The sequence below is a fragment of the Vibrio sp. 10N genome, from assembly GCF_036245475.1.
Lineage (GTDB): Bacteria > Pseudomonadota > Gammaproteobacteria > Enterobacterales > Vibrionaceae > Vibrio.
Window position 1 is genome coordinate 2,321,777 of record NZ_BTPM01000001.1, and the last position, 21,690, is coordinate 2,343,466.

Consider the following 21,690-nt stretch of genomic DNA (forward strand, 5'->3'; position numbering starts at 1 on the left):
CTTTTTTCATTCTGAAGGAATGATTATAAACGGGCTCATTCAGTCACAAAGGCTATTTCGCACTTAATACCGTCGCTGGATTAAGCTGGCTGGCTTTCATAGCTGGATACCAAGTCGCAATCAAACTCAATAATGTCGCCGTCCCGGCAACCAGTAATACATCATTCCAAACCAGCTGTGATGGCAAAAAGTCGACAAAATAGATATCTCCCGACAAAAACTTATGCCCTAGCAGCTTCTCCAAAGAAGAAATGATAGGGGTTAAATTGAGCGCAACAAGACTGCCTACAGCCCCACCGACGACACTGCCCACCACACCGGAGAATACCCCCTGCCAAACAAAGATGCGCTTTATCAAGCCATCGGTCGCGCCCATAGTACGTAGGATCGCAATTTCTGATGCACGATCTTTAACTGCCATCATCAGTGTCGAAACAATGTTGAAACACGCCACTCCAATAACGAGTACCATGACTAGGTACATGATGGTTCTCACTAGCTGGATATCACGATACAAAAAGCCATACTTTTGCTTCCAACTACGCAGGTACACATACTCAGTGAGCGTATTGCCAACTTCGCGCACGACCAACGGAGCATCAAACACGTTATCAACTTTAATTGAAACACCGGTTACCTTGTCGCCAAGTCGCGCGTAGCTTTGTGCATCTTGCAGCGGCACAATAGCGAGGCTGTGATCAATTTGGCCATTGAGCTCAAGTAATCCTGTGACTTTCACTCGAACACGCCTTGGTGACTGCACTTTGCTGGTATCTCCACTGGTTGGGATCATCAAAGTTACATAGTCCCCAACCTTCACACCAACTTGGTCAGCCACCCCCTGCCCTAAAATCACTTGCTGCTCGCCCGCCTTAAAGTTGGCCCAAGCGGACTGTGATACAAAGCTTGGCAATGTAGACACCTCGCGCTCAAGCTCCGGAGACACCCCTCGAACCTCAACAGCTTTAAGTTGAGCACCTTTTTCGACCAGCGCCGTCAACCGCACATACGGGGCAGCGCCCTCAACTCTCGAGTGAGCGAGCGAGGCATCCACCACATTTTGCCAATGATTGATCGGCGCATTGACCCCTTCAAACTCACCGTGAGCAATGACCGACAGCACTCGATTTTTGAGTTCACGTTCAAAGCCGTTCATCGCCGATAAACCAATAACAATGACGGCAACCCCCACGGCAATCCCAACGATTGACGACATGGAAATAAACGACACCATTTTGTTACGTTGCTTGGCTTTACTAAAGCGCTTACCAATAAAAAACGATAATGACACGACAGCTCCTTACCTATGCGCCAACAGGGGTGGCATTCACCAGAAGACCATCTTGCATGTGCAATTGCTTATCCATTTTCGCTGCAAGTTCATTGTCATGTGTTACTACCAAAAAAGCCGTACCATATTCACGATTCAAAGTACGCATCAGATCGTAAATCGCCAGCGCGGTCGTGTGATCTAAGTTACCCGTAGGTTCATCAGCCAACACCAAGTCCGGTTTGTTCACTAAAGCTCTCGCGATAGCAACTCGTTGACGCTCGCCCCCAGACAGCTCAGAAGGTCGATGTTTAAGTCGATGACCCAGCCCAACACGCTCGAGAAGATCACTGGCCTCTTTTTGTGCCTGACTGACTTTCGCCCCACCGATGAGCAGTGGCATGGCGACATTTTCTACCGCGGTAAAATCACTCAACAGGTGATGAAATTGATACACAAACCCTAAATGCTGATTGCGAAGCTTCGCCTGCTGATTACTGCCCATATCAAGCAAAGATTGGCCAAGAAATTCAACGCTTCCTTCGGTTGCCTCATCCAGCGCGCCTAATACGTGCAACAGTGTCGATTTGCCCGAACCGGATGAGCCAATAATAGAAACCAGCTCACCCTTCTGAATGTCAAAACTCACCCCTTTTAGCACTTCCGTATCAACTGCGCCGTCGTGGTAAGTTTTGCGAATATTACGACACGCGATTAATGGATTACTCATATCTTAGGGCCTCTGCGGGTTTCACTGACGATGCTCGATAAGAAGGAAATAACGTTGCGGCTAAGCTGAGCAACACGGCGCCAACCACAACAACAATAATTTGATATGGGTTAATCACCACAGGTAACTGACCACCAAAACTAAACAACGCCACACCCATGGCATCGAGTAAGCTATTGAGGTTGCTCGCAAGTAACACACCAAGCACGCCACCCACTACGGCCCCAAGAGCGCCGCTGCTGGCTCCCTGAACCATAAATATCGTCAGCACTTGTCTATCACTCATCCCTTGCGTTTTAAGGATGGCCACTTCCGATTGCTTCTCCATGACCACCATGATCAACGCAGAAATGATATTAAACGCCGCAACACCAATGATCAGCCCAAGCATCAAACCCATCATGTTTTTTTCCATACGCACCGCTTGGAACAGCTCGCCCCTTTGTTCACGCCAGTCACTCCAGCGCCACTCTTCAGGTAACGGCTGACTGCTCAGCTCTGAAACAACGAAAGGATCATCAAAGAATAGGCGCCAACCGCTAGCTTCACCGGCTTTGTAGCGCATAAGCTTAGCGGCATCAGCAATATGGGTAACAACAAGCTGGCTATCCACATCAGAGCCTGTGCTATAGAGCCCCGCCACCGTAAACATACGCTGGCTAGGAATTCTGCCAAGAGGCGTGTATTGACTGGCGCTGGTCACCATTAATCGAACTTTATCGCCGACTCGGACATCAAGTTCACGCGCTAAGCTGTGCCCCAACAAGACTTGATACTTACCTGCTGTAAGCCTCTCTAGGCTGCCGCTGACCAATCTAGAACGGATAGGATCATCACCTTCTGGTTCAATACCAATCATCATCGCTGCAGCAAGGCCCTGATGGCTTTGAAGTACCGCTTCGCTGCGCACAATCGGCACGGCCGCTTGACTGCTTGGATAACGTGCGAGCAGTTCCAATGGCTCTTCGTCAATGCGTACTCGTCCCGAATCATGGCTAATGACAGCCTGTGGCAGCACACCTAATATCCGGCCCTTCAATTGGGCTTCAAAACCATTCATTACAGACAGCACCGTGACGAGTGATAGCACACCAATCGTGATACCGGCCGTAGACATATAAGACACAAATCGGCTGAATCGGTCGCCGGAGCGGCCTCTGAGATAACGCAGTCCAATAAATATTGGCAAGGGGTGAAACATAGTGTTCGCCATAGAAAGAAATCTACCAGCTAATGTAACCAGAAAATTGTCAAGGTTGTAGCCCTGGATGTCATTTTCCTTTTAAATTACTGACTTTTGCCGATTTAATCCGCCGTTTTCTTGATAACTCATAGATACACAGAGATAATTAACAGATGTTGATTTAGGGAAAAACTATGCAGCACAACGACTTCTTTACCGTAAACGGGCCGCTTAAAGCGAACATTGAGCCACTCTCGATTGGCTGTCAGCTCCCTGAATTGACGGACTACATCGCGGAAATTCCAGCGTCATTTGTCGCATCGAGCGAGTTCAGTCAGCTTGACCAAAAGACAGATGCGGCGCAGCTTGAACTCAGTCAGCACAACCTAAAGCATGTTGCCGAGCTTATAGAGCAGCAAAACAATAAACTCAATTTACTGCTCAACTACATGATTGCCCAGCAAGACGATCCTGAGTATCGCTATACGACCAAAAGCTTTGGTGCGAGCCAATTAAGCTATGTCAGCCGCGAGGCGCTTCAAGTGGGTCAATATGCCAAACTGAAACTGTTTTTGGATCATCCACCCTCTGGCGTTTATTGTTATGCCGAAGTAACTCATGTTGAACATCAAGACGACGGTTACCTCACCACGCTCTCATTCGTTCGTATTTTAGAAGAGCACCAAGACCTTCTTATTAAGGCAGCCTTGCATCAACAACAAAAACTGCTTCGTCAGCGCTCATTAGATAGAGAAAACAACTAATTCATTATGAGTCATTCTCCCTTACTTCCACTGAATGCCCCACAGGGCAAAGGTGACAAAAAACACCTCGGTAACCTGATTGGCGGTGCAATGGCGCTGTCGATTGGTGAACACGCCTTAGCACACAACCAGCACACCTTATTGGTTGTCCCCGACCCACAGCTGGCCTTGAAACTGCATGGTGAACTGGAACAGTTCTACTCTGGTGGTGTCGCGCTGTTCCCTGATTGGGAGACGTTGCCTTACGACAACTTCTCACCGCATCAAGATATTATTTCGGATCGTATTGCTAGGCTATACGCATTGCCGCAACAAGCCAGTGGTATCACCATAGTACCGGTTAGCACTTTGCTGCAAAGACAAAGTCCCCGTGACTACCTGATGCAGCACACCTTAATGGTGAAAACTGGCGATCTGTTTTCCCTAGATAAATTAAGGTCTCAACTAGAACACTCCGGCTACCGCCACGTTGACCAAGTGTTTGGCCCGGGCGAATATGCCAGTCGAGGCTCCATTCTAGACCTATATCCAATGGGCAGCTCAGCCCCTTATCGCATCGACTTTTTTGACGATGAGATAGACACTATTCGTACCTTTGATCCTGAGAATCAACGCTCCATTGAAGACATATCAGAAATTCGTCTATTGCCTGCACACGAATTTCCTACCACTAAAGACGCCATTGAAGAGTTTCGAACTCGTTGGCGTCAACAATTTGATGCTAGACGCGAGCCTGAGTCGATCTACATGCAAGTGAGTAAAGGGACTTGGCCTGCAGGTATCGAGTACTGGCAACCGCTGTTTTTCGACCACACTGAAACCCTATTCGATTATGTTAGTGATGACTCACAAATCATCATGGTGGGCGACGTCGAAACAGCCGTCGATAGCTTCCTTGCCGATGTGGACACCCGCTATGAGCAGCGCAAGGTCGACCCACTTCGACCATTGCTCACGCCAAAAGAACTGTGGCTTGAAAAAGACGAATTTTTTGCTCGTTTAAAGCAATATCCGCAACTGCAATACCACAGCGATGCCATCGAGGAAAAATCCGGCCGTATCAACACGCCGATCGAGGCCCTGCCGGATATTAGCGTTCAGCATCAGCTCAAAGAACCAATGGCCCAAATTCGTCAGTTTACTGAGCAATTTAACGGTAAAATCGTGTTTTCGGTGGAGTCAGAAGGTCGCCGTGAAGCGCTACTTGAACTGTTACACCGCATCAAGCTTCGACCAGTAGAACGAGCAAATCTTACTGATGCATTGGATTCTGGTGACCGATTTACGCTCATCATTGGCCAATGTGAGCACGGCTTTATCTATCAAGATAACTTTGCGCTCATTTGTGAAAGTGACATGCTTGGCGATCGCGTTATTCAGCGTCGTAAAAAAGAAAAACGCTCGATCAACAGCGATACCGTTATACGCAATCTGGCAGAACTCAAGCCAGGACAACCTGTTGTTCACATCGACCACGGTATCGGCCGCTATGTTGGCTTGCAGACTCTTGAAGCGGGCGGCATGACAACAGAGTACGTGACGCTCGAATATCAAAATGACGCTAAACTTTACGTCCCTGTTGCTTCGCTAAATCTTATTGGCCGATATTCAGGAGGCGCAGAGGAGTCGGCGCCGCTCCACAAACTTGGCGGTGAAGCGTGGGCGAAAGCGCGCCGTAAAGCTGCTGAGAAAGTGCGCGATGTCGCCGCAGAGCTGCTTGATGTGTATGCGAAACGCGAACTCAAACCTGGGCATAAATTCAAACTAGACCGCGACCAATACGCGACTTTCAAGGCTGGTTTCCCGTTTGAGGAAACAGACGATCAAGCTCAGGCTATCAACGCCGTCATGTCTGACATGTGTCAGCCGAAAGCGATGGATCGCCTCGTTTGTGGTGATGTAGGTTTTGGTAAAACAGAAGTCGCAATGCGAGCGGCCTTTGTATCCACTGACAATGGCAAGCAGGTGGCGGTTTTAGTCCCTACCACCCTACTTGCCCAGCAACACTTTGAGAACTTCCGCGACCGCTTTGCCAACCTCCCAATTCGAGTAGAAGTGCTGTCACGCTTTAAGTCAGCAAAAGAGCAAAAAGCCATTTTACAAGATGTCGCCGACGGCAAAGTCGATATCGTCGTTGGTACCCATAAGCTACTATCCAGTGATATTCGATTCAAAGATTTAGGTCTGCTGATCGTAGATGAAGAGCACCGCTTTGGTGTGCGTCAAAAAGAGAAAGTCAAAGCAATGCGCGCTGATGTGGACATTCTCACGCTTACGGCGACACCAATCCCAAGAACATTAAACATGGCCATGAGTGGTATGCGTGACTTATCAATCATCGCCACACCGCCAGCAAGACGCCTTGCAATCAAAACATTTGTACGCCAGAGCGAAGACAGTGTGGTAAGAGAAGCGATCCTGCGCGAGATCATGCGTGGTGGTCAGGTCTACTTCCTGCACAATCAAGTCGAAACGATTGAAAAAGTCGCTGCCGACCTTGAAAAGCTGGTACCTGAAGCGCGAGTCACCGTCGCTCATGGTCAAATGCGAGAAAGAGAACTTGAGCGTGTGATGAACGATTTCTACCACCAACGGTTCAATTTGCTGGTATGTACGACCATCATTGAAACCGGTATTGATGTCCCCACCGCCAACACCATTATTATGGACAGAGCCGACAACTTAGGTCTGGCGCAATTGCACCAGCTTCGCGGTCGTGTTGGTCGCTCACACCACCAAGCCTATGCGTACCTACTTACACCGCACCCTAAAGCCATGACCAAGGATGCGATTAAGCGTTTGGATGCCATTGCGTCACTCGAAGATCTTGGAGCAGGCTTTACCCTGGCCACCCACGATCTCGAAATTCGTGGAGCGGGTGAACTGCTGGGTGATGAGCAAAGCGGTCAAATTCAATCCGTTGGCTTCTCTTTGTACATGGAAATGCTTGAGCAAGCTGTGGAAGCGCTAAAAGAAGGTCGAGAGCCCTCGTTGGATGACCTGCTTCGTGAACAAACAGAAGTTGAGCTGCGCATTCCTGCGTTACTGCCGGACGACTACATTCCAGACATCAATACTCGCCTGTCTATGTATAAACGCATCGCCAGTGTAAGTCATAACGACGAGCTTAATGAACTTAAAGTCGAGCTCATTGATCGCTTTGGCCTACTTCCAGACGCAGCAAAACACTTACTCGAAGTCGCAAAAATGAAGCTTCGTGGTGGTAACCTAAAAGTGAAGAAAGTAGAAGCTCATGATAAAGGCGGCTATATTGAGTTTTATCCAGACGCTGACATTAACCCTGCCTTCTTGGTTAAACTACTGCAAGCTCAGCCAACTAAGTTCGCGATGGAAGGGCCAACTAAGTTCAAGTTTATGGAGTCATTAACCGACCGCCGCAAACGCTTGAATTACTTGAACAGCATGCTTGACGAGTTTGAGGCCAATCGAATAACGGCCTAAGTAACAGCCAAGCTGAGGCTTGCCGAAACATAAAGCTGATGAATGGCACAAATTGTTTCGGCAACACTTTGTATTAATTGATATACTGGGTTCCACTCACCGACAGTGGCCATCAATGGAGAAACAATGAAAAAGCTGATCCCACTGCTACTCCTATTGGTCTCAATGCCAAGCTTGGCACAGAGACAATTTGACATAGAAGTGATCGTTTTTAAGCGCGCCGTCAATCCTGAAAAAGTGAATGAATCATGGCCGAATGAGATGCCAGAAATTGATTTCAGTCGCGCCGGCTCCCTTAACGATGCCAGCTACCGTGCGTCGAAAAATGTCACCGTGTTACCGACAGCCTCTTTTCAATTGAACGAAGAAGCCAACAAGCTTAAGAACCACGCCGGTTATACCGTGCTACTACATAAAGCATGGCGCCAAGGTGATAATGGCAAAGGTTCTGCACCTGTCTTCCACCTTCGTGCTGGTAAAGACTACTCTACCGAGTTCTACTCTGATGGCACAGAAAAAGGTCGCCTAAGTAACACAACATCACCAGTTGAGGGTGTGACAGAGCAAGCTATCGATAAGCCGCTTTATGAATTAGATGGAAAGCTGCAGATTTACGTTCAGCACTATCTTTACGCCGAAGCTCAGCTTGACCTTAAATCACCAAGCACCAAAGACGTAATTATTGAAGCGCCACTCACCGAGGCACCAGAAGCGGTAGTAGACGTATCAGATGATGCCACTGCGGAAACTGGTTTAGACGCGCCTCAACAAGACAGTAACGTCATCGCTGGTAACCTAGAAGCCATTGAGCCTCAACGTGAAACATTGACGTTCTTAAAAGACTATCGCCTCGATCAAAAACGTCGTATGCGTAGCAGTGAAACGCATTATCTCGATCACCCGTTAATGGGCATGATTATTCAAGTGAGACGCGTCGAGAATTAATCCCCCGCTTTACATCAAAAGGCCCGCAATGCGGGTCTTTTTTTGCTTTCCACTTCGTTAATATTCAAAGCGCCGCATCACTCTGGGATCTGAGTCGAACTTCGGTTTATACTCTGGCTATGAACATCAATTACACTATCTACACCAAACGTTTGTGCTTACGCCTGCTCACGCCAGAAGAAGCGCCACAGCTTGCTAACGCCATCAAAACCTCACCGTCACTTCACCAATGGATTGACTGGTGCCACCCTGATTACACTGAAAGTGAAGCAATAGACTTTATCAGCGCGACGCGTCTGAATTGGGTCAAAGCGAACTCGTTTGGCTTTGCACTATTTACTCGTGATAGCAATGAGTTTCTTGGCATGGTTGCGTTCAATGAGTTTTACCATACCTTCAATATGGGTAGTTTAGGCTACTGGCTAAAAGATGTCGCTCAGCATCAAGGCTATGCGCTTGAAGCGATGGACGCACTTATCGAGTTTGCCTTTGTGCACTTGCTTCTAACACGGCTAGAAATCGTCTGTGACCCAAGAAACCTCCCTAGTCATCAGCTTGCGGAACGTTTAGGTGCCACTTTTGAATGTACTGCGGAGAATCGCTATATATTTAATGGTCAACCAAAAGCAGGGATGGTGTATTCACTCACACCAAGTACGCGTAATTCGTAGCTTTACCTTTCGACACTTTTGACATTTACCAATTTCAGATCAAAAAAAAGGAAGCCTAGGCTTCCTTTTTTATTTCAGTTTGGAGTGAGCTGATTAGCCGTGGTTACGAATCCACTCATCCATGTCTGTTTTCAGGTTGTCAGACTTAGTACCGAAGATAGCTTGAACACCACCAGATACTACAACAACACCCGCAGCACCAAGTTGCTTAAGCTTGTCTTGGTCAACGATTTCAGTGTCTGCTACAGCAACACGTAGACGTGTGATACATGCATCTAGACCTGTGATGTTTGCTTTACCGCCGAATGCTGCAACTAGCTCACCAGCCATTTCGTTACCAGAAACTGCTGCACCTGCTTCTTCAGTTTCGTCTTCACGACCTGGAGTCTTAAGATCCATAGCTGTGATAACTGTACGGAATACGAAGTAGTAGATAGCCGCGTAGATTAGACCGATACCAACCATTAGACCGATCTTCTGAGAGTTACCAGATAGAACTAGGAAGTCGATTAGGCCGTGTGAGAATGATGTACCGTGTACGAAGCCTACTGTGTTTGCAACAACGTATGCAGAACCAGCTAGTAGAGCGTGGATTCCGTACAGTACTGGAGCTACGAATAGGAATGAGAATTCGATTGGCTCAGTGATACCTGTTAGGAACGATGTTAGAGCAGCAGAAGCCATGATACCCATAACTTTAGCGCGGTTCTCAGGCTTAGCACAGTGTGCAATAGCGATTGCAGCAGCTGGTAGACCGAACATCTTGAACATGTAACCACCCGCTAGCTGACCGAAGCCATTACCAGCAGCACGAGACGCTTCGTCTGCAACTAGGTAACAAGTTAGTACGCCGTTTTGAGTTTCGCCTGCAGCGTTCACACAAGTACCTGCTTCGAAGAAGAATGGTACGTTCCAAACGTGGTGTAGACCGAATGGGATTAGAGAACGCTCAACAACACCGTAGATACCGAATGCTAGTTGTGGGTTCTGCTCTGCAGCCCAGTGTGAGAATGAACCGATTGCCGCACCAATTGGTGGCCAAACGATAGATAGAACGATACCTAGAGCGATCGCAGAGAAACCAGTGATGATTGGCACTGCACGCTTACCAGCGAAGAAGCCAAGATACTCTGGAAGTTGGATCTTGAAGAAACGGTTGAATGCCCATGCAGCAACACCACCGACAAGGATACCACCAAGTACACCTGTATCGATTTTGTCAACGCCCATAACACCAGCCATAACGCTTAGCGTTGCAGTCATGATGCCGTAACCAACGATAGCAGCAAGACCAGCTACACCGTCGTTGTTAGTAAAGCCAAGTGCTACACCTACAGCGAATAGCAACGCCATTTGGCCGAACACTGAACCACCAGCTTGTTCCATAAGGTTAGAAACCACATCTGGAATGAAGCCAAGGTTGGCAGCACCTACCCCGAGAAGAATACCTGCAACTGGTAGTACCGATACTGGCAGCATCAGAGACTTACCAACTTTTTGCAGGTTAGCAAAAAGGTTCTTAAACATGTTTATGCTCCTGATAAAGTTATTAGTATTTATGGGCTCTAACGGCACACCCCCGTAGCCTAAATGTTAGCACCCATAGAAAATGTAACCACGATTCGAATTATATTTTCTGCCTCTAAATATATCTTGATGGCCCTCATGGTTTCTACACACTTACGAAATTTAGTTTCAAAACTCTGCATGGATCACGTTTCAAATCGCCCTGTGTAATGGTTTTCAGTAGGTATAAGCAATTGATATATATAGTTTTTATATTTATATCAATTAATTTTACTGGGTGAATAAAATAGGCCACTAAGTTATTTTACGTAACATAATTACAGTTTGTGCAGAATCACTTCTTTTTTCTCAACAGAAATCGTTAACATTAACTTTTTTTGAATTCTTCAATTTTTTTCAATAAAAAAGGCACTATCTGTGCCTTTAGTGACCAAATGTATCCGATTTGTTATTTCCTACTTCAAAAAAAGATCGCGGTAGTTTTTGCTGGTTTTTTCAGCAACCTCAGTCAATGATACCCCTTTGAGCTGGGCAATATAGGCTGCAACCTCCACTACATAAGCCGGTTGGTTCTCTTTTCCTCTGTGTGGAATTGGCGCTAAATAGGGCGAATCCGTTTCTATTAATAGACGCTCTAACGGCAACTGCTTGACAACTTCCTTGAGCTCTTTCGCCTGCCTAAACGTCACAATGCCAGAAATGGAAATATAAAAGCCCAACTCCATTGCTGCTTTAGCAAAAGGAAGATCTTCCGTAAAGCAATGAATAACCCCACCGCAGCGTTCAGCACGGCCATTTTTAAGAATATCGAGCGTGTCTTGGCGTGCGTTTCGAGTGTGTATAATCAGCGGTTTGTTCACTTCCACGGCCACATCAACTTGCTGCTCAAAGCGAAGTTTCTGTAAGTCTGCGGTCTCTGGCTTGTAGTGATAATCAAGTCCCGTTTCTCCGACTGCCACCACGCGTTCATCGGCTACATAGCGTTTAAACTGATCGAGCGAGAAATCACTCTCTACATCAAGAGGATGAACGCCACAAGAGGCCATGATCTGTGGATAAGGCTGGATAAGTTCCATCATGGCAGGAAACGAATCAAGCGTAACACCTACCGATAGTAACTGTTCCACATTGGCGGCTTTCGCTTTATTCAGTACATCTTGGAGGCCATCATGAAGCTCGTCATAATTGAGCTTATCGAGATGGCAGTGAGAATCTACAAACATAATAATTTACTTGATTTACTTAGAATAAAAAGGGGATAAATGAGTGGCTATACAAAGCGATATTCGATTTTGGCCTACCAACAAGAGTAGACCAAAACCGTATTGAGAGTTAAGCAGAGTGGAAACTATACAGCCAGTTAGTCACCAGCAAGTCCGTGTTCAGCCCACTAGACATTGAAAGCTGTTGTTTTAACTCGGCTAGCGCTTCTGCTTGCTGAAACAGGGTTTGATAGTCAAAATGCACTGCTAATTGCTTTGCCTCTGAAATCGTCGTGTCATCGTCCACGCCAAGCGCCTGCTTTTGGGCACTCATTAACACTAACCAAAGCCATGAAAGCTGGATATCCACAGCCACATCACTCTTGGTTAAAGTCGTCAACAGCGTCGAGACATCGACTTGTGCGCTGGTTGCCAACTGGATAAATGAATCCAGTAACGTGGTAAAGACTTTCTCATGCCCTTGCTCAATAAACGCCTTCATCACTAAAGGCTCACTCTGACAAAGGTAAGCCACCCGAGGTGATACGTCTTTGTTCAACTGCTGACCAACCCACTCACAGGCACTTTTCTGAGATGGTGCAGGCAGCGTCCAGACTTCACAGCGGCTTCTTATCGTTGGTAACAAACGCTGAGCATTGTCTGTAGAGAGAATAAACACACACGCTCTAGGTGGCTCTTCCAACGTTTTTAGCAAAGCATTTGACGCTGATAGGTTCATACGTTCAGCATGAGGGATCACAATCACTCGATAACCCGCAAACTGCGACGACTCCAACGCCCACTTATTAGCCTGACGGATCTGTTCAACCGAAAGGTTCTTTTTGTCTTTTTCCGGTAAAACGATGTGTACGTCCGGGTGAGACTCGGAACTAAGCAAGCTGCAAGCATGACAGAAGCCACAGGGCTCTGATGCGTCATTCTCGCACATCAGGCCACTTACATAGCGCTCTATCAAAGCTTGTGGAGCAAGGCCCGGCGTAGCCTGCAATAGCATTGCTCCGGGGATATGATCTTGCTCCAAGTTAGACTTGAGTTGCTGCCAAGTCGTGATATGCCATGGATACGCTTGCATGACTTTTCCTATTGCTGGGCTAGCCAAGTTTTTACAGCTTGACGAATGTCGGCTTGAACTGCTTGGATCTCTTGGCTGGCGTCAATGGTGATAATGCTTGAGTCTTCACTCGCCAAGTTTAAGTATCGCTCACGCGTACGCTCAAAAAAGCTGATATCCATTTTTTCAATTCGATCCAGTTCACCGCGTCCACGAGCACGTTCTAAACCTAAGCGTGGCTCAATGTCCAAGTACAAGGTGAAGTCCGGCTTAAAGCTGCCCAGCGCAATCTGTTTCAATGACGACATGATGTGGGCATCAATTTCACGGCCCCCACCCTGATAAGCTTGCGACGACAGATCGTGACGATCGCCGATTACCCACGCTCCCTCGGCTAAAGCAGGTTTGATTACCGTCTCTACAAGCTGAATGCGCGCAGCATACATCAATAGGAGCTCAGAACGATCCTGGAGTGCTTCGCCAGGCTGCTCTTCTTTTACCAAGGCACGCATTTTTTCAGCGAGTACGGTTCCCCCTGGCTCTCGGGTATTTTCTATCTGTTGTATGCCTGCTAGCTCAAGTTCTTCGCGCAGAACGTTAATGGCTGAACTTTTACCAGCGCCCTCTAGGCCCTCGATAACAATGAATTTACCTTGGTTCATTTTCGACTTCTTAATTGTTTTAAATACTGTTGGACCGCTCGATTATGGTCACGCAAATTCTTAGAAAAGACGTGGCCACCCGTACCGCTCGCAACGAAATATAAATAGTTGCTGTCTTCTGGATTCACTGCAGCCATGATAGAGGCTTTACCTGGCATTGCAATTGGAGTTGGCGGCAAACCGTTTATAACGTAAGTGTTATAAGGGGTACGCTCGCGAAGATCTTTCTTTCGAATGTTACCATCGTATCTATCACCCATACCGTAGATAACGGTAGGGTCGGTTTGCAGACGCATACCCTTGTTGAGTCGGTTCACAAACACCGCAGCAACACGTTCACGCTCAGACGGAACCGAGGTCTCTTTTTCAATGATTGAGGCTAAAATTAGCACTTCGTACTGATTTTTTAACGGCAGTTTCTCTTGTTTCTGCTCCCAGCTCGCATTGAGTATTTTTTCAAGCTTGCTGTTAGCACGTTTTAAGATATCCAGATCGCTATCACCTACCGAATAGTGATACGTTTCGGCAAGGAATAAACCTTCAAGTCGTTCATGTTCAACCCCAAGAGAAGCAGCAATCTCCGCTTCCGTCATGGCTTCGGTTGCATGCTCAAGGTGCTCCGCAGTGGCAAATTGCTGACGCCACTCTTTAAAAGTAGAGCCTTCGATAAACGTGATGGCTAGTTGATATTCGTTGCCGTGAATGATCTCATTGATGGCCTGCTCAAATGTCATCCCCGGAGTGAGCTCAAAGGTTCCGACTTTAATTTGAGTAAGCTCAGGATGAAAACGGCGCACGAGCTGCTCGAAATCCGTCGGCGCTATCCATCGATTATCGACAAACGTTGCGATGAGCGTGTTGAGGCTGTTGCCACGCTTAACCGTGACTAATTCGGCCTGCTCAATGTTGAGTGGTTGCGCGATAAATTTTGCGACACTATTTTTCACATATACAAAGCCACCAGCGGCGATAGCACCTAGCAAGATGACGAATACTACAAACTTCTTTAGCACAGACTTAACTTCTCCTGGATCTGTTTTGTTAGTGAGCCTTTAGAAAACTCAACTTCCCTAATTTTAGTGACGGGCGCAACCCCTAGAATACAATTGGTAACGAAAACCTCATCGGCATCAAGGAGCGTCTCAGCAGTAAAGTGATCGACGGTAACGGACTGCCCAAGTGCGTTCAATAGTTCTAATACTTGCTCACGCATGACACCAGAAACCCCCGCGAGTGACAGCTCGGGAGTAAACACTTGCTTGCCTTTCACCCAAAACAGGTTCGCCATCGTAGTTTCGATGACGTTACCCTTAAAGTCGAGGACGATACCATCAAGATAGCCGGCATTTTCAACATCTGATTTTGCAAGGATCTGCTCAAGCCGGTTATTGTGTTTTAAACCCGCTAAGATTGGACTATGACCAAGCTTAACTTCGGAAATTGTCATTTCTATACCATTTTCACGAAGTTCATCATAGTTTTGCGGATATTCGAAACAGCTTATCGTAACGAAAGGTCCTCGATGCACTTGCGCGCTGTACCCTCGACCACCTTCACCGCGACTGACGTGCAGCTTGATGCCTGCTTGTGGATCGGGCAGCGCTCGGTTTTCAATATCGTCACGCAAAGCGTTCCAATCGACAGGGTCGATAGCTAATTGCCGCAGAGCGTGCTCCATGCGCTTGACGTGCTGCGCCCAAAGCTGAAGTTTGCCATCTTTGGTTAGAATGGTTGTAAAGCAGCCGTCACCGTATTGAAAACTTCTGTCACTCACCGAAATCCTTTCGACGGGTTGGCCATCTCGCCAGTACATACTGTTCCCTTAAAATAACAAAACGGCTCAATGCTAAGCATCAAGCCGTTTAAATTCAAGTCTCTTATCTCAATGAATAGATATTACATCTTTTTAAAGATAAGTGAGCCGTTTGTACCGCCAAAACCGAACGAGTTGCACAGTGCGTATTCCATTTCCACTTTGCGCGCAGTATGTGGGACTAGGTCCACATCGATCTCTGGGTCTGGATTATCTAGGTTAATCGTTGGTGGCACGATTTGGTCAACCAAAGACATGATCGTGATGATCGCCTCAGCAGAACCCGCAGCACCAAGAAGGTGACCTGTCATTGATTTTGTTGACGATACCAGTACTTTCTTCGAGCCTTCTTCACCAAGTGCACGTTTAATGCCTTTGATTTCAGCCACGTCACCCGCAGGTGTTGATGTACCGTGTGCGTTTACATAACCGATTTGTTCGCCAGTAAGACCTGCATCACGAAGTGCGGCTTCCATTGCTAGTGCGCCACCAGAGCCATCTTCGCTTGGAGAGGTCATGTGGTAAGCGTCACCGCTCATACCAAAGCCAACAAGCTCTGCGTAGATCTTAGCACCACGTGCTTTCGCGTGCTCGTACTCTTCCAGTACGATCATGCCCGCGCCATCACCTAGTACGAAACCGTCGCGATCCACATCCCACGGACGAGATGCTTTCTGAGGCTCATCGTTACGAGTTGACAGTGCCTTAGCCGCACCAAAGCCAGCCATACCTAGTGGTGTAGACGCCTTCTCAGAGCCGCCTGCAACCATAGCTTCCGCATCGCCGTATGCAATCATGCGCGCTGCATGGCCGATGTTATGCAAACCTGTAGTACATGCTGTTGAAATAGCGATGTTAGGACCACGTAACCCAGCAAGAATAGAAAGTTGGCCAGCAACCATGTTTACAATAGTCGAAGGAACAAAGAAAGGACTTACGCGACGAGGGCCTTTCGATACCAACGCTTGATGTCCCGCTTCGATGAGGTCAAGACCGCCAATACCAGAACCAATCGCAACACCGATACGGTGCTGGTTTTCTGGTGTGACTTCTAGACCAGAGTCTTTAAGAGCGTGCATACCTGCCACGATGCCGTACTGGATAAACAAATCCATTTTCTTAGCATCTTTTTTAGACACGTACTCACTGCCGTCAAAGTCTTTAACTAAGCCTGCGAAACGAGTTGAGAAATCGGTTGTATCGAAATGTTCAATATTTACGATACCACTCTTGCCCTCAAGAAGGGCTTTCCATGAAGATTCTACGGTGTTGCCTACCGGTGACAACATACCCATGCCAGTGACAACAACACGACGCTTGGACACGATTTTTTCTCCGGGATATTTGTGATTCTATTTTGAAAGGATAGAAGACGTTTTAAAAAAACACAGGCGGCCATGGTGGCCGCCTAGAAAGAGATATTACTGAGCGCTGTTTACGTAGTCGATAGCAGCTTGAACAGTAGTGATCTTCTCAGCTTCTTCGTCAGGAATCTCAGTGTCGAATTCCTCTTCTAGAGCCATTACTAGCTCAACTGTGTCTAGAGAGTCAGCACCTAGATCGTCAACGAAAGAAGCTTCGTTTTTAACTTCTGCTTCGTCTACACCTAGCTGTTCAACAATGATTTTCTTTACGCGTTCTTCGATGTTGCTCATTTTAATTTTCCTTTACAGATTTCGCTCTATGCGATGTTTCCGTAGTTTATTCGAACTGTTGAAAGTTGCAAGGGGGTCCTTGCTGGTCAAACCACAATTTTAGCGAATTTAACCGAAATTCAGCACATTTTTGACTTAAATCATGCACAAATGTTGCACAGATCAAACCATGTACATGCCACCATTTACATGAAGAGTCTCACCTGTGATGTATGCCGCTTCTGGCGATGCAAGAAATGCAACAGCTGAAGCGATTTCACGAGGGTCACCCAAACGACCTGCAGGCACGTTCGCTAGTGTAGCAGCTCGTTGCTCATCATTCAGTGCTTTTGTCATGTCTGTTTCGATAAAACCAGGGGCTACTGTGTTCACCGTCACACCACGAGAAGCCACTTCACGCGCCATAGACTTAGTAAAACCAATGACACCCGCTTTTGCTGCGGCGTAGTTGGTTTGGCCAGCATTACCCATAGTGCCTACTACAGAACCGACGTTAATAATACGGCCTTGACGCTTCTTCATCATGCCACGCAGTACAGCTTTTGATAGGCGGAAGATAGACGTTAGGTTAGTGTCCATGATATCAGTCCACTCATCGTCCTTCATACGCATAAGAAGGTTATCACGAGTAATACCTGCATTGTTAACAAGAATATCGATTGCACCAAATTCTTCGTTAATTTGCTTTAGAACTGCTTCGATTGAGTCGGTATCTGTAACGTTCAACGCCAGACCTTTACCATTCTCACCTAGGTATTCACTGATTGCTGCTGCGCCGTTCTCTGACGTAGCCGTACCAATTACCGTTGCACCGCGCTCAACGAGTAGCTCGGCGATTGAGCGACCGATACCACGGCTAGCACCTGTTACTAAGGCAATTTTGCCTTCAAGGTTCATCATTATTGGATTCCTTTTTATTTTGCAGCTTCAAGTGACGCAGCATCGTTTACCGCTGCAGCACTTAATGTCTTAACAATACGTTTTGTTAGACCTGTAAGAACTTTACCAGGGCCAAGCTCTAGCAGTTTCTCAACGCCTTGCTCGCTCATCTTCTCTACAGCTTCAGTCCAACGAACTGGGCTATGTAGCTGGCGTACTAGCGCATCTTTAATTTTTGCAGGATCAGTTTCTGTCGCAACATCAACGTTGTTGATAACAGGAACAGATGGTACGGCGAACTCAATCGCTTCTAGTGCCACTGCTAGCTTTTCAGCTGCTGGTTTCATTAGCGCACAGTGAGAAGGTACCGACACAGGTAGCGGCAGTGCACGTTTCGCACCCGCTTCTTTACACAATGCACCAGCGCGCTCAACAGCAGCTTTGTTACCCGCGATAACGACCTGACCTGGTGAGTTGAAGTTTACAGGAGAAACCACTTCGCCTTGCGCTGCTTCTTCACACGCTTTAGCGATAGATTCGTCATCTAAACCGATGATCGCATACATTGCACCAACACCTGCAGGTACCGCTTCTTGCATCAATTGACCACGAAGCTCAACAAGCTTGATCGCTTCTTTGAAGTCAATCACACCTGCGCATACAAGTGCAGAATACTCACCTAGACTGTGACCTGCTACTAGTGCTGGCTGAGCAAGACCTTGCTCCTGCCATACACGCCAGATAGCTACTGAAGAAGCTAACAGTGCAGGCTGCGTGCGATGTGTTTGATTTAGATCTTCCGCTGGACCGTTTTGAACCAATGCCCAAAGGTCGTAACCCAGTGCTTCTGAAGCTTCAGCAAAAGTTGCTTTCACGATCTCATGTTGCTCACCTAGCTCTGCTAGCATGCCAACTGTTTGTGAACCCTGACCAGGGAACACGATTGCAAAATTACTCATCGTTATTTCCTTAAACAACGCAATCTGTGACTTTTAAATCGCTCGGTATGAGTGGAGTTAGAAGCGAACCAGCGCCGAACCCCAAGTAAACCCACCACCAAACGCTTCTAATAGAAGGTTCTGCCCACGCTTAATTCTACCGTCTCGAACCGCTTCATCGAGCGCAGTTGGAACAGTAGCGGCTGACGTGTTGCCGTGACGGTCAAGTGTCAGTACAACCTGATCCATCGACATGCCGAGTTTCTTCGCTGTCGCAGCGATAATGCGATAATTCGCTTGATGAGGCACCAACCAATCGAGATCTTCTTTGCTCATTCCATTGGCTGCAAGGGTGTCTTTTACCAACTTCGACAACTGAGTAACCGCTACTTTAAATACTTCGTTACCAGACATGTTGAGCCATTTGTCCAGCTCACCGCCACGTACTGGCATTTCAAGGCTAAGCAAATCACCAAATCGACCATCCGCATAAAGATGCGTCGAGATGATTCCAGGCTCTTCACTCGCACCAAGTACGACAGCGCCTGCAGCATCGCCAAACAAAATAATAGTAGAGCGATCAATCTCTTCAACAGTTTTTGATAGACAATCTGAACCGATCACCAACACGTTTTTACACATGCCTGAGCGAATATGTTGATCCGCGACTGACAGCGCGTAGACGAAGCCAGTACATGCTGCCGCCATATCAAATGCAGGACAACCTTGAATACCAAGTTTTGCCTGAACTTGACACGCAGACGACGGAAATGCGTGGCTACTACTCGTTGTTGCAACAATAATCAGATCGATATCGTTTTTATCGATACCCGCCATTTCAATCGCTTTCAGCGACGCTTCATAGCCCATATCCGCGACGGTTTCGTCTTCGGCGGCAATGCGTCGTTCTTTAATACCTGTGCGAGTGACAATCCATTCATCTGTCGTGTCTACCATTTTCTCTAGATCGGCATTGGTGCGGATCTGAGACGGCAGGTAGCTGCCCGTACCTAAAATTTTGCTATACATGAAGACTAATACTGCCTCTCGAGTAACACTGCTTCTAGACGATCGCTAATTTGGTTTGGCACTTGGCGCTTGACCTCGTGAACCGCTTCGCCTATCGCATTAACAAGCGCCGAAATATCAGCGCTTCCGTGGCTTTTTATGACAATGCCGCGCAATCCTAACAAACTTGCCCCGTTATACTGGTCGGGGTTCAGTGCTTTTACTTCACTTAACATGTCAGAAAACAACAATCTGGCAAGCCACCCCTTAAGAGTCGACGTGGCCAATTTAGCTTTGAGTTTGTCCAAAACAAACTGGGCTGTACCTTCACACGCTTTTAATGTGGTATTGCCCACAAACCCGTCACAGACGATGACATCTGCGCTGCCACTCAGAAGCTCATTGCCTTCGACGAATCCAATATAGTTAATGGATGGGCATTGTGTCAGCATTTCTGAGCAACGTTTGACAAGATCGTTACCTTTAATTTCTTCAGCACCGATATTAAGAATGGCAACACGTGGACTGCGTCCCAAATGCTGCTCAGCAAGCGCACTGCCCATGACGGCAAATTGAAATAAGGAATCCGCATCCACCGACGCATTAGCGCCTAAGTCTAACATCCAGGTCTTATGGCCTGATTTTGTTGGTAATGCCGAAACGAGCGCTGGTCTATCAATTCCGGGAAGAAGCTTGAGGCGATAGCGTGACAATGCCATCAGTGCACCGGTATTACCGCCACTGACACACGCATCTGCGTGTTCTGATTCAACCAGATCAAGGGCAATACGCATCGACGTATCGTGACTGTTTCTCAAGGCGAAGGAAGGCTTTTCGGAATTCGAAATGACTCGGTCACTGTGCATCACCTCAAGGCGAGGGCTGCGTTGGTAACCTAACTGTTTGAGTTGCGTGTTTATTGACGGCGCGTCGCCAACAAGCACCACTTTTAGCTCTGGGAAATGCGACAGTGCCTGCACGGCGGCAGGCACTGTTACGGAAGGACCGAAGTCCCCGCCCATTGCATCAAGTGCAACGGTTATATTATGCAAAGGTCAACCTTACTTGTTGATAACCTTTTTGCCACGGTAGTAACCGTCAGCAGTCACATTGTGACGTAGGTGAGTTTCACCTGAAGTTGCGTCTACAGATAGTGCAGCTGAAGTTAGCGCATCATGTGAACGACGCATGCCACGCATAGAACGTGACTTCTTGCTTTTTTGTACGGCCATGGACCCTACTCCTATGTTAGTAATTTAAACGTCAGTAACTTTAGCTACTCACGCTTTAAGCTCTTTAAAACATCAAATGGATTTGGCTTTTCTTCTGGAACCTCTTCCGGAATATCTCCAAAAACCATGTTGTTTGAGTCAACGCTACAGTCTGCTATATCGTGCATTGCGACTTGAGGCAGGTTTAAGATGAACTCGTCTTCAACTAATTGTATGAGATCGACCTCACCGTACTCATTAAGATCTACCAAATCATAATCTTCCGGTGCTTCCTCTTCACTTTTCTCACTGTAATAAGGAGTATAAGTGAATTGGACTTCACACAAGTGTGTGAAAATCTCATTACAACGCTGACATTCCAAATCAACTTCGATGTTAGCTTTACCAGAGATAACAACGAGTCGCTGTTCATCATGCCCAAAGGACAATGTCACTTCAGCATCGCGTTTTACGCTACTAACTGACTCGTGTAGACGCTTAAAAAGGCTGACTTGGATGATGCCATCATAGTCGAGTCTTTTTTGTGCCGTCTTACCCGGGTCAACACTTCGCGGTATTTTTACCTTTTGCATAGGGCGCGAATATTATCTTCCAAAACGGATTTAGTCAAAGAAAAAGGCGAAAAAGTTGTACTTTTTTTGCCTACAGATTAAGAATCTATCAATATGTCTAGAAAC

General features: G+C 47.1%; 21 protein-coding genes. 4 read left to right on the forward strand and 17 right to left on the reverse strand.

The features are described 5' to 3' along the window. Positions 1-52 precede the first annotated feature (52 nt). The 3 genes from lolE to lolC are packed head-to-tail and all read right to left on the reverse strand — an operon-like array spanning position 53 to position 3,201. Positions 53-1,291: a lipoprotein-releasing ABC transporter permease subunit LolE gene (lolE, locus tag AAA946_RS10805; protein ID WP_338164866.1), complete on the reverse strand. Its 1,239-nt coding sequence runs from the start codon at positions 1,289-1,291 to the stop codon at positions 53-55. A 13-nt stretch (positions 1,292-1,304) separates the two neighbouring features. Then, positions 1,305-2,000, reverse strand: a complete 696-nt coding sequence (gene lolD, locus AAA946_RS10810; RefSeq protein ID WP_338164867.1) for a lipoprotein-releasing ABC transporter ATP-binding protein LolD — start codon at positions 1,998-2,000, stop codon at positions 1,305-1,307. Continuing rightward, a complete protein-coding gene (gene lolC / locus AAA946_RS10815; RefSeq protein WP_338164868.1) occupies positions 1,993-3,201 on the reverse strand; it encodes a lipoprotein-releasing ABC transporter permease subunit LolC in 1,209 nt (402 codons plus the stop codon). The genes lolD and lolC overlap by 8 nt, the downstream gene beginning before the upstream one ends. 176 nt (positions 3,202-3,377) lie before the next feature. On the opposite strand from lolC, the gene AAA946_RS10820 reads away from it, so the two are divergent. The 4 genes from AAA946_RS10820 (at position 3,378) to AAA946_RS10835 (ending at position 9,025) form a co-directional block, all read left to right on the forward strand. Further along, complete coding sequence (locus tag AAA946_RS10820; protein WP_338164869.1) at positions 3,378-3,947, forward strand: PilZ domain-containing protein; 570 nt, start codon at positions 3,378-3,380, stop codon at positions 3,945-3,947. A gap of 6 nt (positions 3,948-3,953) precedes the next feature. After that, the gene (mfd, locus tag AAA946_RS10825; RefSeq protein ID WP_338164870.1) at positions 3,954-7,409 is read left to right on the forward strand and encodes a transcription-repair coupling factor; all 3,456 of its coding nucleotides are present in this window, start codon (positions 3,954-3,956) and stop codon (positions 7,407-7,409) included. Positions 7,410-7,535: 126 nt separating this feature from the next. Continuing rightward, positions 7,536-8,354 carry a peptidoglycan binding protein CsiV gene (locus tag AAA946_RS10830; protein ID WP_338164871.1) on the forward strand — a complete coding sequence of 273 codons (819 nt, stop codon included), beginning with the start codon at positions 7,536-7,538 and terminating at the stop codon, positions 8,352-8,354. A 119-nt stretch (positions 8,355-8,473) separates the two neighbouring features. Continuing rightward, positions 8,474-9,025: a GNAT family N-acetyltransferase gene (locus AAA946_RS10835; RefSeq protein ID WP_338164872.1), complete on the forward strand. Its 552-nt coding sequence runs from the start codon at positions 8,474-8,476 to the stop codon at positions 9,023-9,025. Between the two features lie 93 nt (positions 9,026-9,118). On the opposite strand, the gene ptsG is transcribed toward AAA946_RS10835, so the two are convergent. The 14 genes from ptsG to yceD form a co-directional block, all read right to left on the reverse strand. Beyond that, positions 9,119-10,552 carry a PTS glucose transporter subunit IIBC gene (gene ptsG, locus AAA946_RS10840; protein WP_338164873.1) on the reverse strand — a complete coding sequence of 478 codons (1,434 nt, stop codon included), beginning with the start codon at positions 10,550-10,552 and terminating at the stop codon, positions 9,119-9,121. A gap of 455 nt (positions 10,553-11,007) precedes the next feature. Then, complete coding sequence (locus AAA946_RS10845; protein ID WP_338164874.1) at positions 11,008-11,775, reverse strand: TatD family hydrolase; 768 nt, start codon at positions 11,773-11,775, stop codon at positions 11,008-11,010. Between the two features lie 109 nt (positions 11,776-11,884). Next, positions 11,885-12,847 carry a DNA polymerase III subunit delta' gene (holB, locus tag AAA946_RS10850; protein ID WP_338164875.1) on the reverse strand — a complete coding sequence of 321 codons (963 nt, stop codon included), beginning with the start codon at positions 12,845-12,847 and terminating at the stop codon, positions 11,885-11,887. An 8-nt stretch (positions 12,848-12,855) separates the two neighbouring features. Next, positions 12,856-13,488, reverse strand: coding sequence for a dTMP kinase (tmk, locus tag AAA946_RS10855; protein ID WP_338164876.1), 633 nt, complete (start codon positions 13,486-13,488; stop codon positions 12,856-12,858). Then, complete coding sequence (gene mltG, locus AAA946_RS10860; RefSeq protein ID WP_338164877.1) at positions 13,485-14,501, reverse strand: endolytic transglycosylase MltG; 1,017 nt, start codon at positions 14,499-14,501, stop codon at positions 13,485-13,487. The genes tmk and mltG overlap by 4 nt, the downstream gene beginning before the upstream one ends. After that, the gene (gene pabC / locus AAA946_RS10865) at positions 14,495-15,301 is read right to left on the reverse strand and encodes an aminodeoxychorismate lyase (RefSeq protein WP_338164878.1); all 807 of its coding nucleotides are present in this window, start codon (positions 15,299-15,301) and stop codon (positions 14,495-14,497) included. The genes mltG and pabC overlap by 7 nt, the downstream gene beginning before the upstream one ends. 83 nt (positions 15,302-15,384) lie before the next feature. Further along, positions 15,385-16,626, reverse strand: coding sequence for a beta-ketoacyl-ACP synthase II (fabF, locus tag AAA946_RS10870; protein WP_112460437.1), 1,242 nt, complete (start codon positions 16,624-16,626; stop codon positions 15,385-15,387). Between the two features lie 96 nt (positions 16,627-16,722). Continuing rightward, positions 16,723-16,956, reverse strand: coding sequence for an acyl carrier protein (acpP, locus tag AAA946_RS10875; protein ID WP_004406112.1), 234 nt, complete (start codon positions 16,954-16,956; stop codon positions 16,723-16,725). 162 nt (positions 16,957-17,118) lie between these two features. Beyond that, entirely contained in the window at positions 17,119-17,853 is a 735-nt protein-coding gene (gene fabG, locus AAA946_RS10880) for a 3-oxoacyl-ACP reductase FabG (protein ID WP_338165821.1), read from the reverse strand. A gap of 17 nt (positions 17,854-17,870) precedes the next feature. Then, entirely contained in the window at positions 17,871-18,794 is a 924-nt protein-coding gene (gene fabD / locus AAA946_RS10885) for an ACP S-malonyltransferase (protein WP_338164879.1), read from the reverse strand. A gap of 57 nt (positions 18,795-18,851) precedes the next feature. Further along, positions 18,852-19,802 (reverse strand): beta-ketoacyl-ACP synthase III, encoded by a 951-nt coding sequence (locus AAA946_RS10890; protein ID WP_112478343.1) that lies wholly within the window; start codon positions 19,800-19,802, stop codon positions 18,852-18,854. Between the two features lie 5 nt (positions 19,803-19,807). Next, on the reverse strand, positions 19,808-20,833 hold the full coding sequence (gene plsX, locus AAA946_RS10895; protein WP_338164880.1) for a phosphate acyltransferase PlsX: 1,026 nt from the start codon (positions 20,831-20,833) through the stop codon (positions 19,808-19,810). 9 nt (positions 20,834-20,842) lie between these two features. Beyond that, complete coding sequence (gene rpmF / locus AAA946_RS10900; RefSeq protein ID WP_031493499.1) at positions 20,843-21,013, reverse strand: 50S ribosomal protein L32; 171 nt, start codon at positions 21,011-21,013, stop codon at positions 20,843-20,845. Positions 21,014-21,057: 44 nt separating this feature from the next. Continuing rightward, on the reverse strand, positions 21,058-21,585 hold the full coding sequence (gene yceD / locus AAA946_RS10905; protein WP_112460434.1) for a 23S rRNA accumulation protein YceD: 528 nt from the start codon (positions 21,583-21,585) through the stop codon (positions 21,058-21,060). Positions 21,586-21,690: the final 105 nt, after the last annotated feature.

Bases quoted from the DNA above. Each gene is read 5' to 3' on its own strand.
- lolD (WP_338164867.1), bottom strand. From the start codon at position 2,000: ATGAGTAATCCATTAATCGCGTGTCGTAATATTCGCAAAACTTACCAC.
- lolC (WP_338164868.1), bottom strand. From the start codon at position 3,201: ATGTTTCACCCCTTGCCAATATTTATTGGACTGCGTTATCTCAGAGGC.
- AAA946_RS10820 (WP_338164869.1), top strand. From the start codon at position 3,378: ATGCAGCACAACGACTTCTTTACCGTAAACGGGCCGCTTAAAGCGAAC.
- mfd (WP_338164870.1), top strand. From the start codon at position 3,954: ATGAGTCATTCTCCCTTACTTCCACTGAATGCCCCACAGGGCAAAGGT.
- AAA946_RS10830 (WP_338164871.1), top strand. From the start codon at position 7,536: ATGAAAAAGCTGATCCCACTGCTACTCCTATTGGTCTCAATGCCAAGC.
- AAA946_RS10835 (WP_338164872.1), top strand. From the start codon at position 8,474: ATGAACATCAATTACACTATCTACACCAAACGTTTGTGCTTACGCCTG.
- ptsG (WP_338164873.1), bottom strand. From the start codon at position 10,552: ATGTTTAAGAACCTTTTTGCTAACCTGCAAAAAGTTGGTAAGTCTCTG.
- AAA946_RS10845 (WP_338164874.1), bottom strand. From the start codon at position 11,775: ATGTTTGTAGATTCTCACTGCCATCTCGATAAGCTCAATTATGACGAG.
- holB (WP_338164875.1), bottom strand. From the start codon at position 12,847: ATGCAAGCGTATCCATGGCATATCACGACTTGGCAGCAACTCAAGTCT.
- tmk (WP_338164876.1), bottom strand. From the start codon at position 13,488: ATGAACCAAGGTAAATTCATTGTTATCGAGGGCCTAGAGGGCGCTGGT.
- pabC (WP_338164878.1), bottom strand. From the start codon at position 15,301: ATGTACTGGCGAGATGGCCAACCCGTCGAAAGGATTTCGGTGAGTGAC.
- acpP (WP_004406112.1), bottom strand. From the start codon at position 16,956: ATGAGCAACATCGAAGAACGCGTAAAGAAAATCATTGTTGAACAGCTA.
- fabG (WP_338165821.1), bottom strand. From the start codon at position 17,853: ATGAACCTTGAAGGCAAAATTGCCTTAGTAACAGGTGCTAGCCGTGGT.
- fabD (WP_338164879.1), bottom strand. From the start codon at position 18,794: ATGAGTAATTTTGCAATCGTGTTCCCTGGTCAGGGTTCACAAACAGTT.
- AAA946_RS10890 (WP_112478343.1), bottom strand. From the start codon at position 19,802: ATGTATAGCAAAATTTTAGGTACGGGCAGCTACCTGCCGTCTCAGATC.
- rpmF (WP_031493499.1), bottom strand. From the start codon at position 21,013: ATGGCCGTACAAAAAAGCAAGAAGTCACGTTCTATGCGTGGCATGCGT.
- yceD (WP_112460434.1), bottom strand. From the start codon at position 21,585: ATGCAAAAGGTAAAAATACCGCGAAGTGTTGACCCGGGTAAGACGGCA.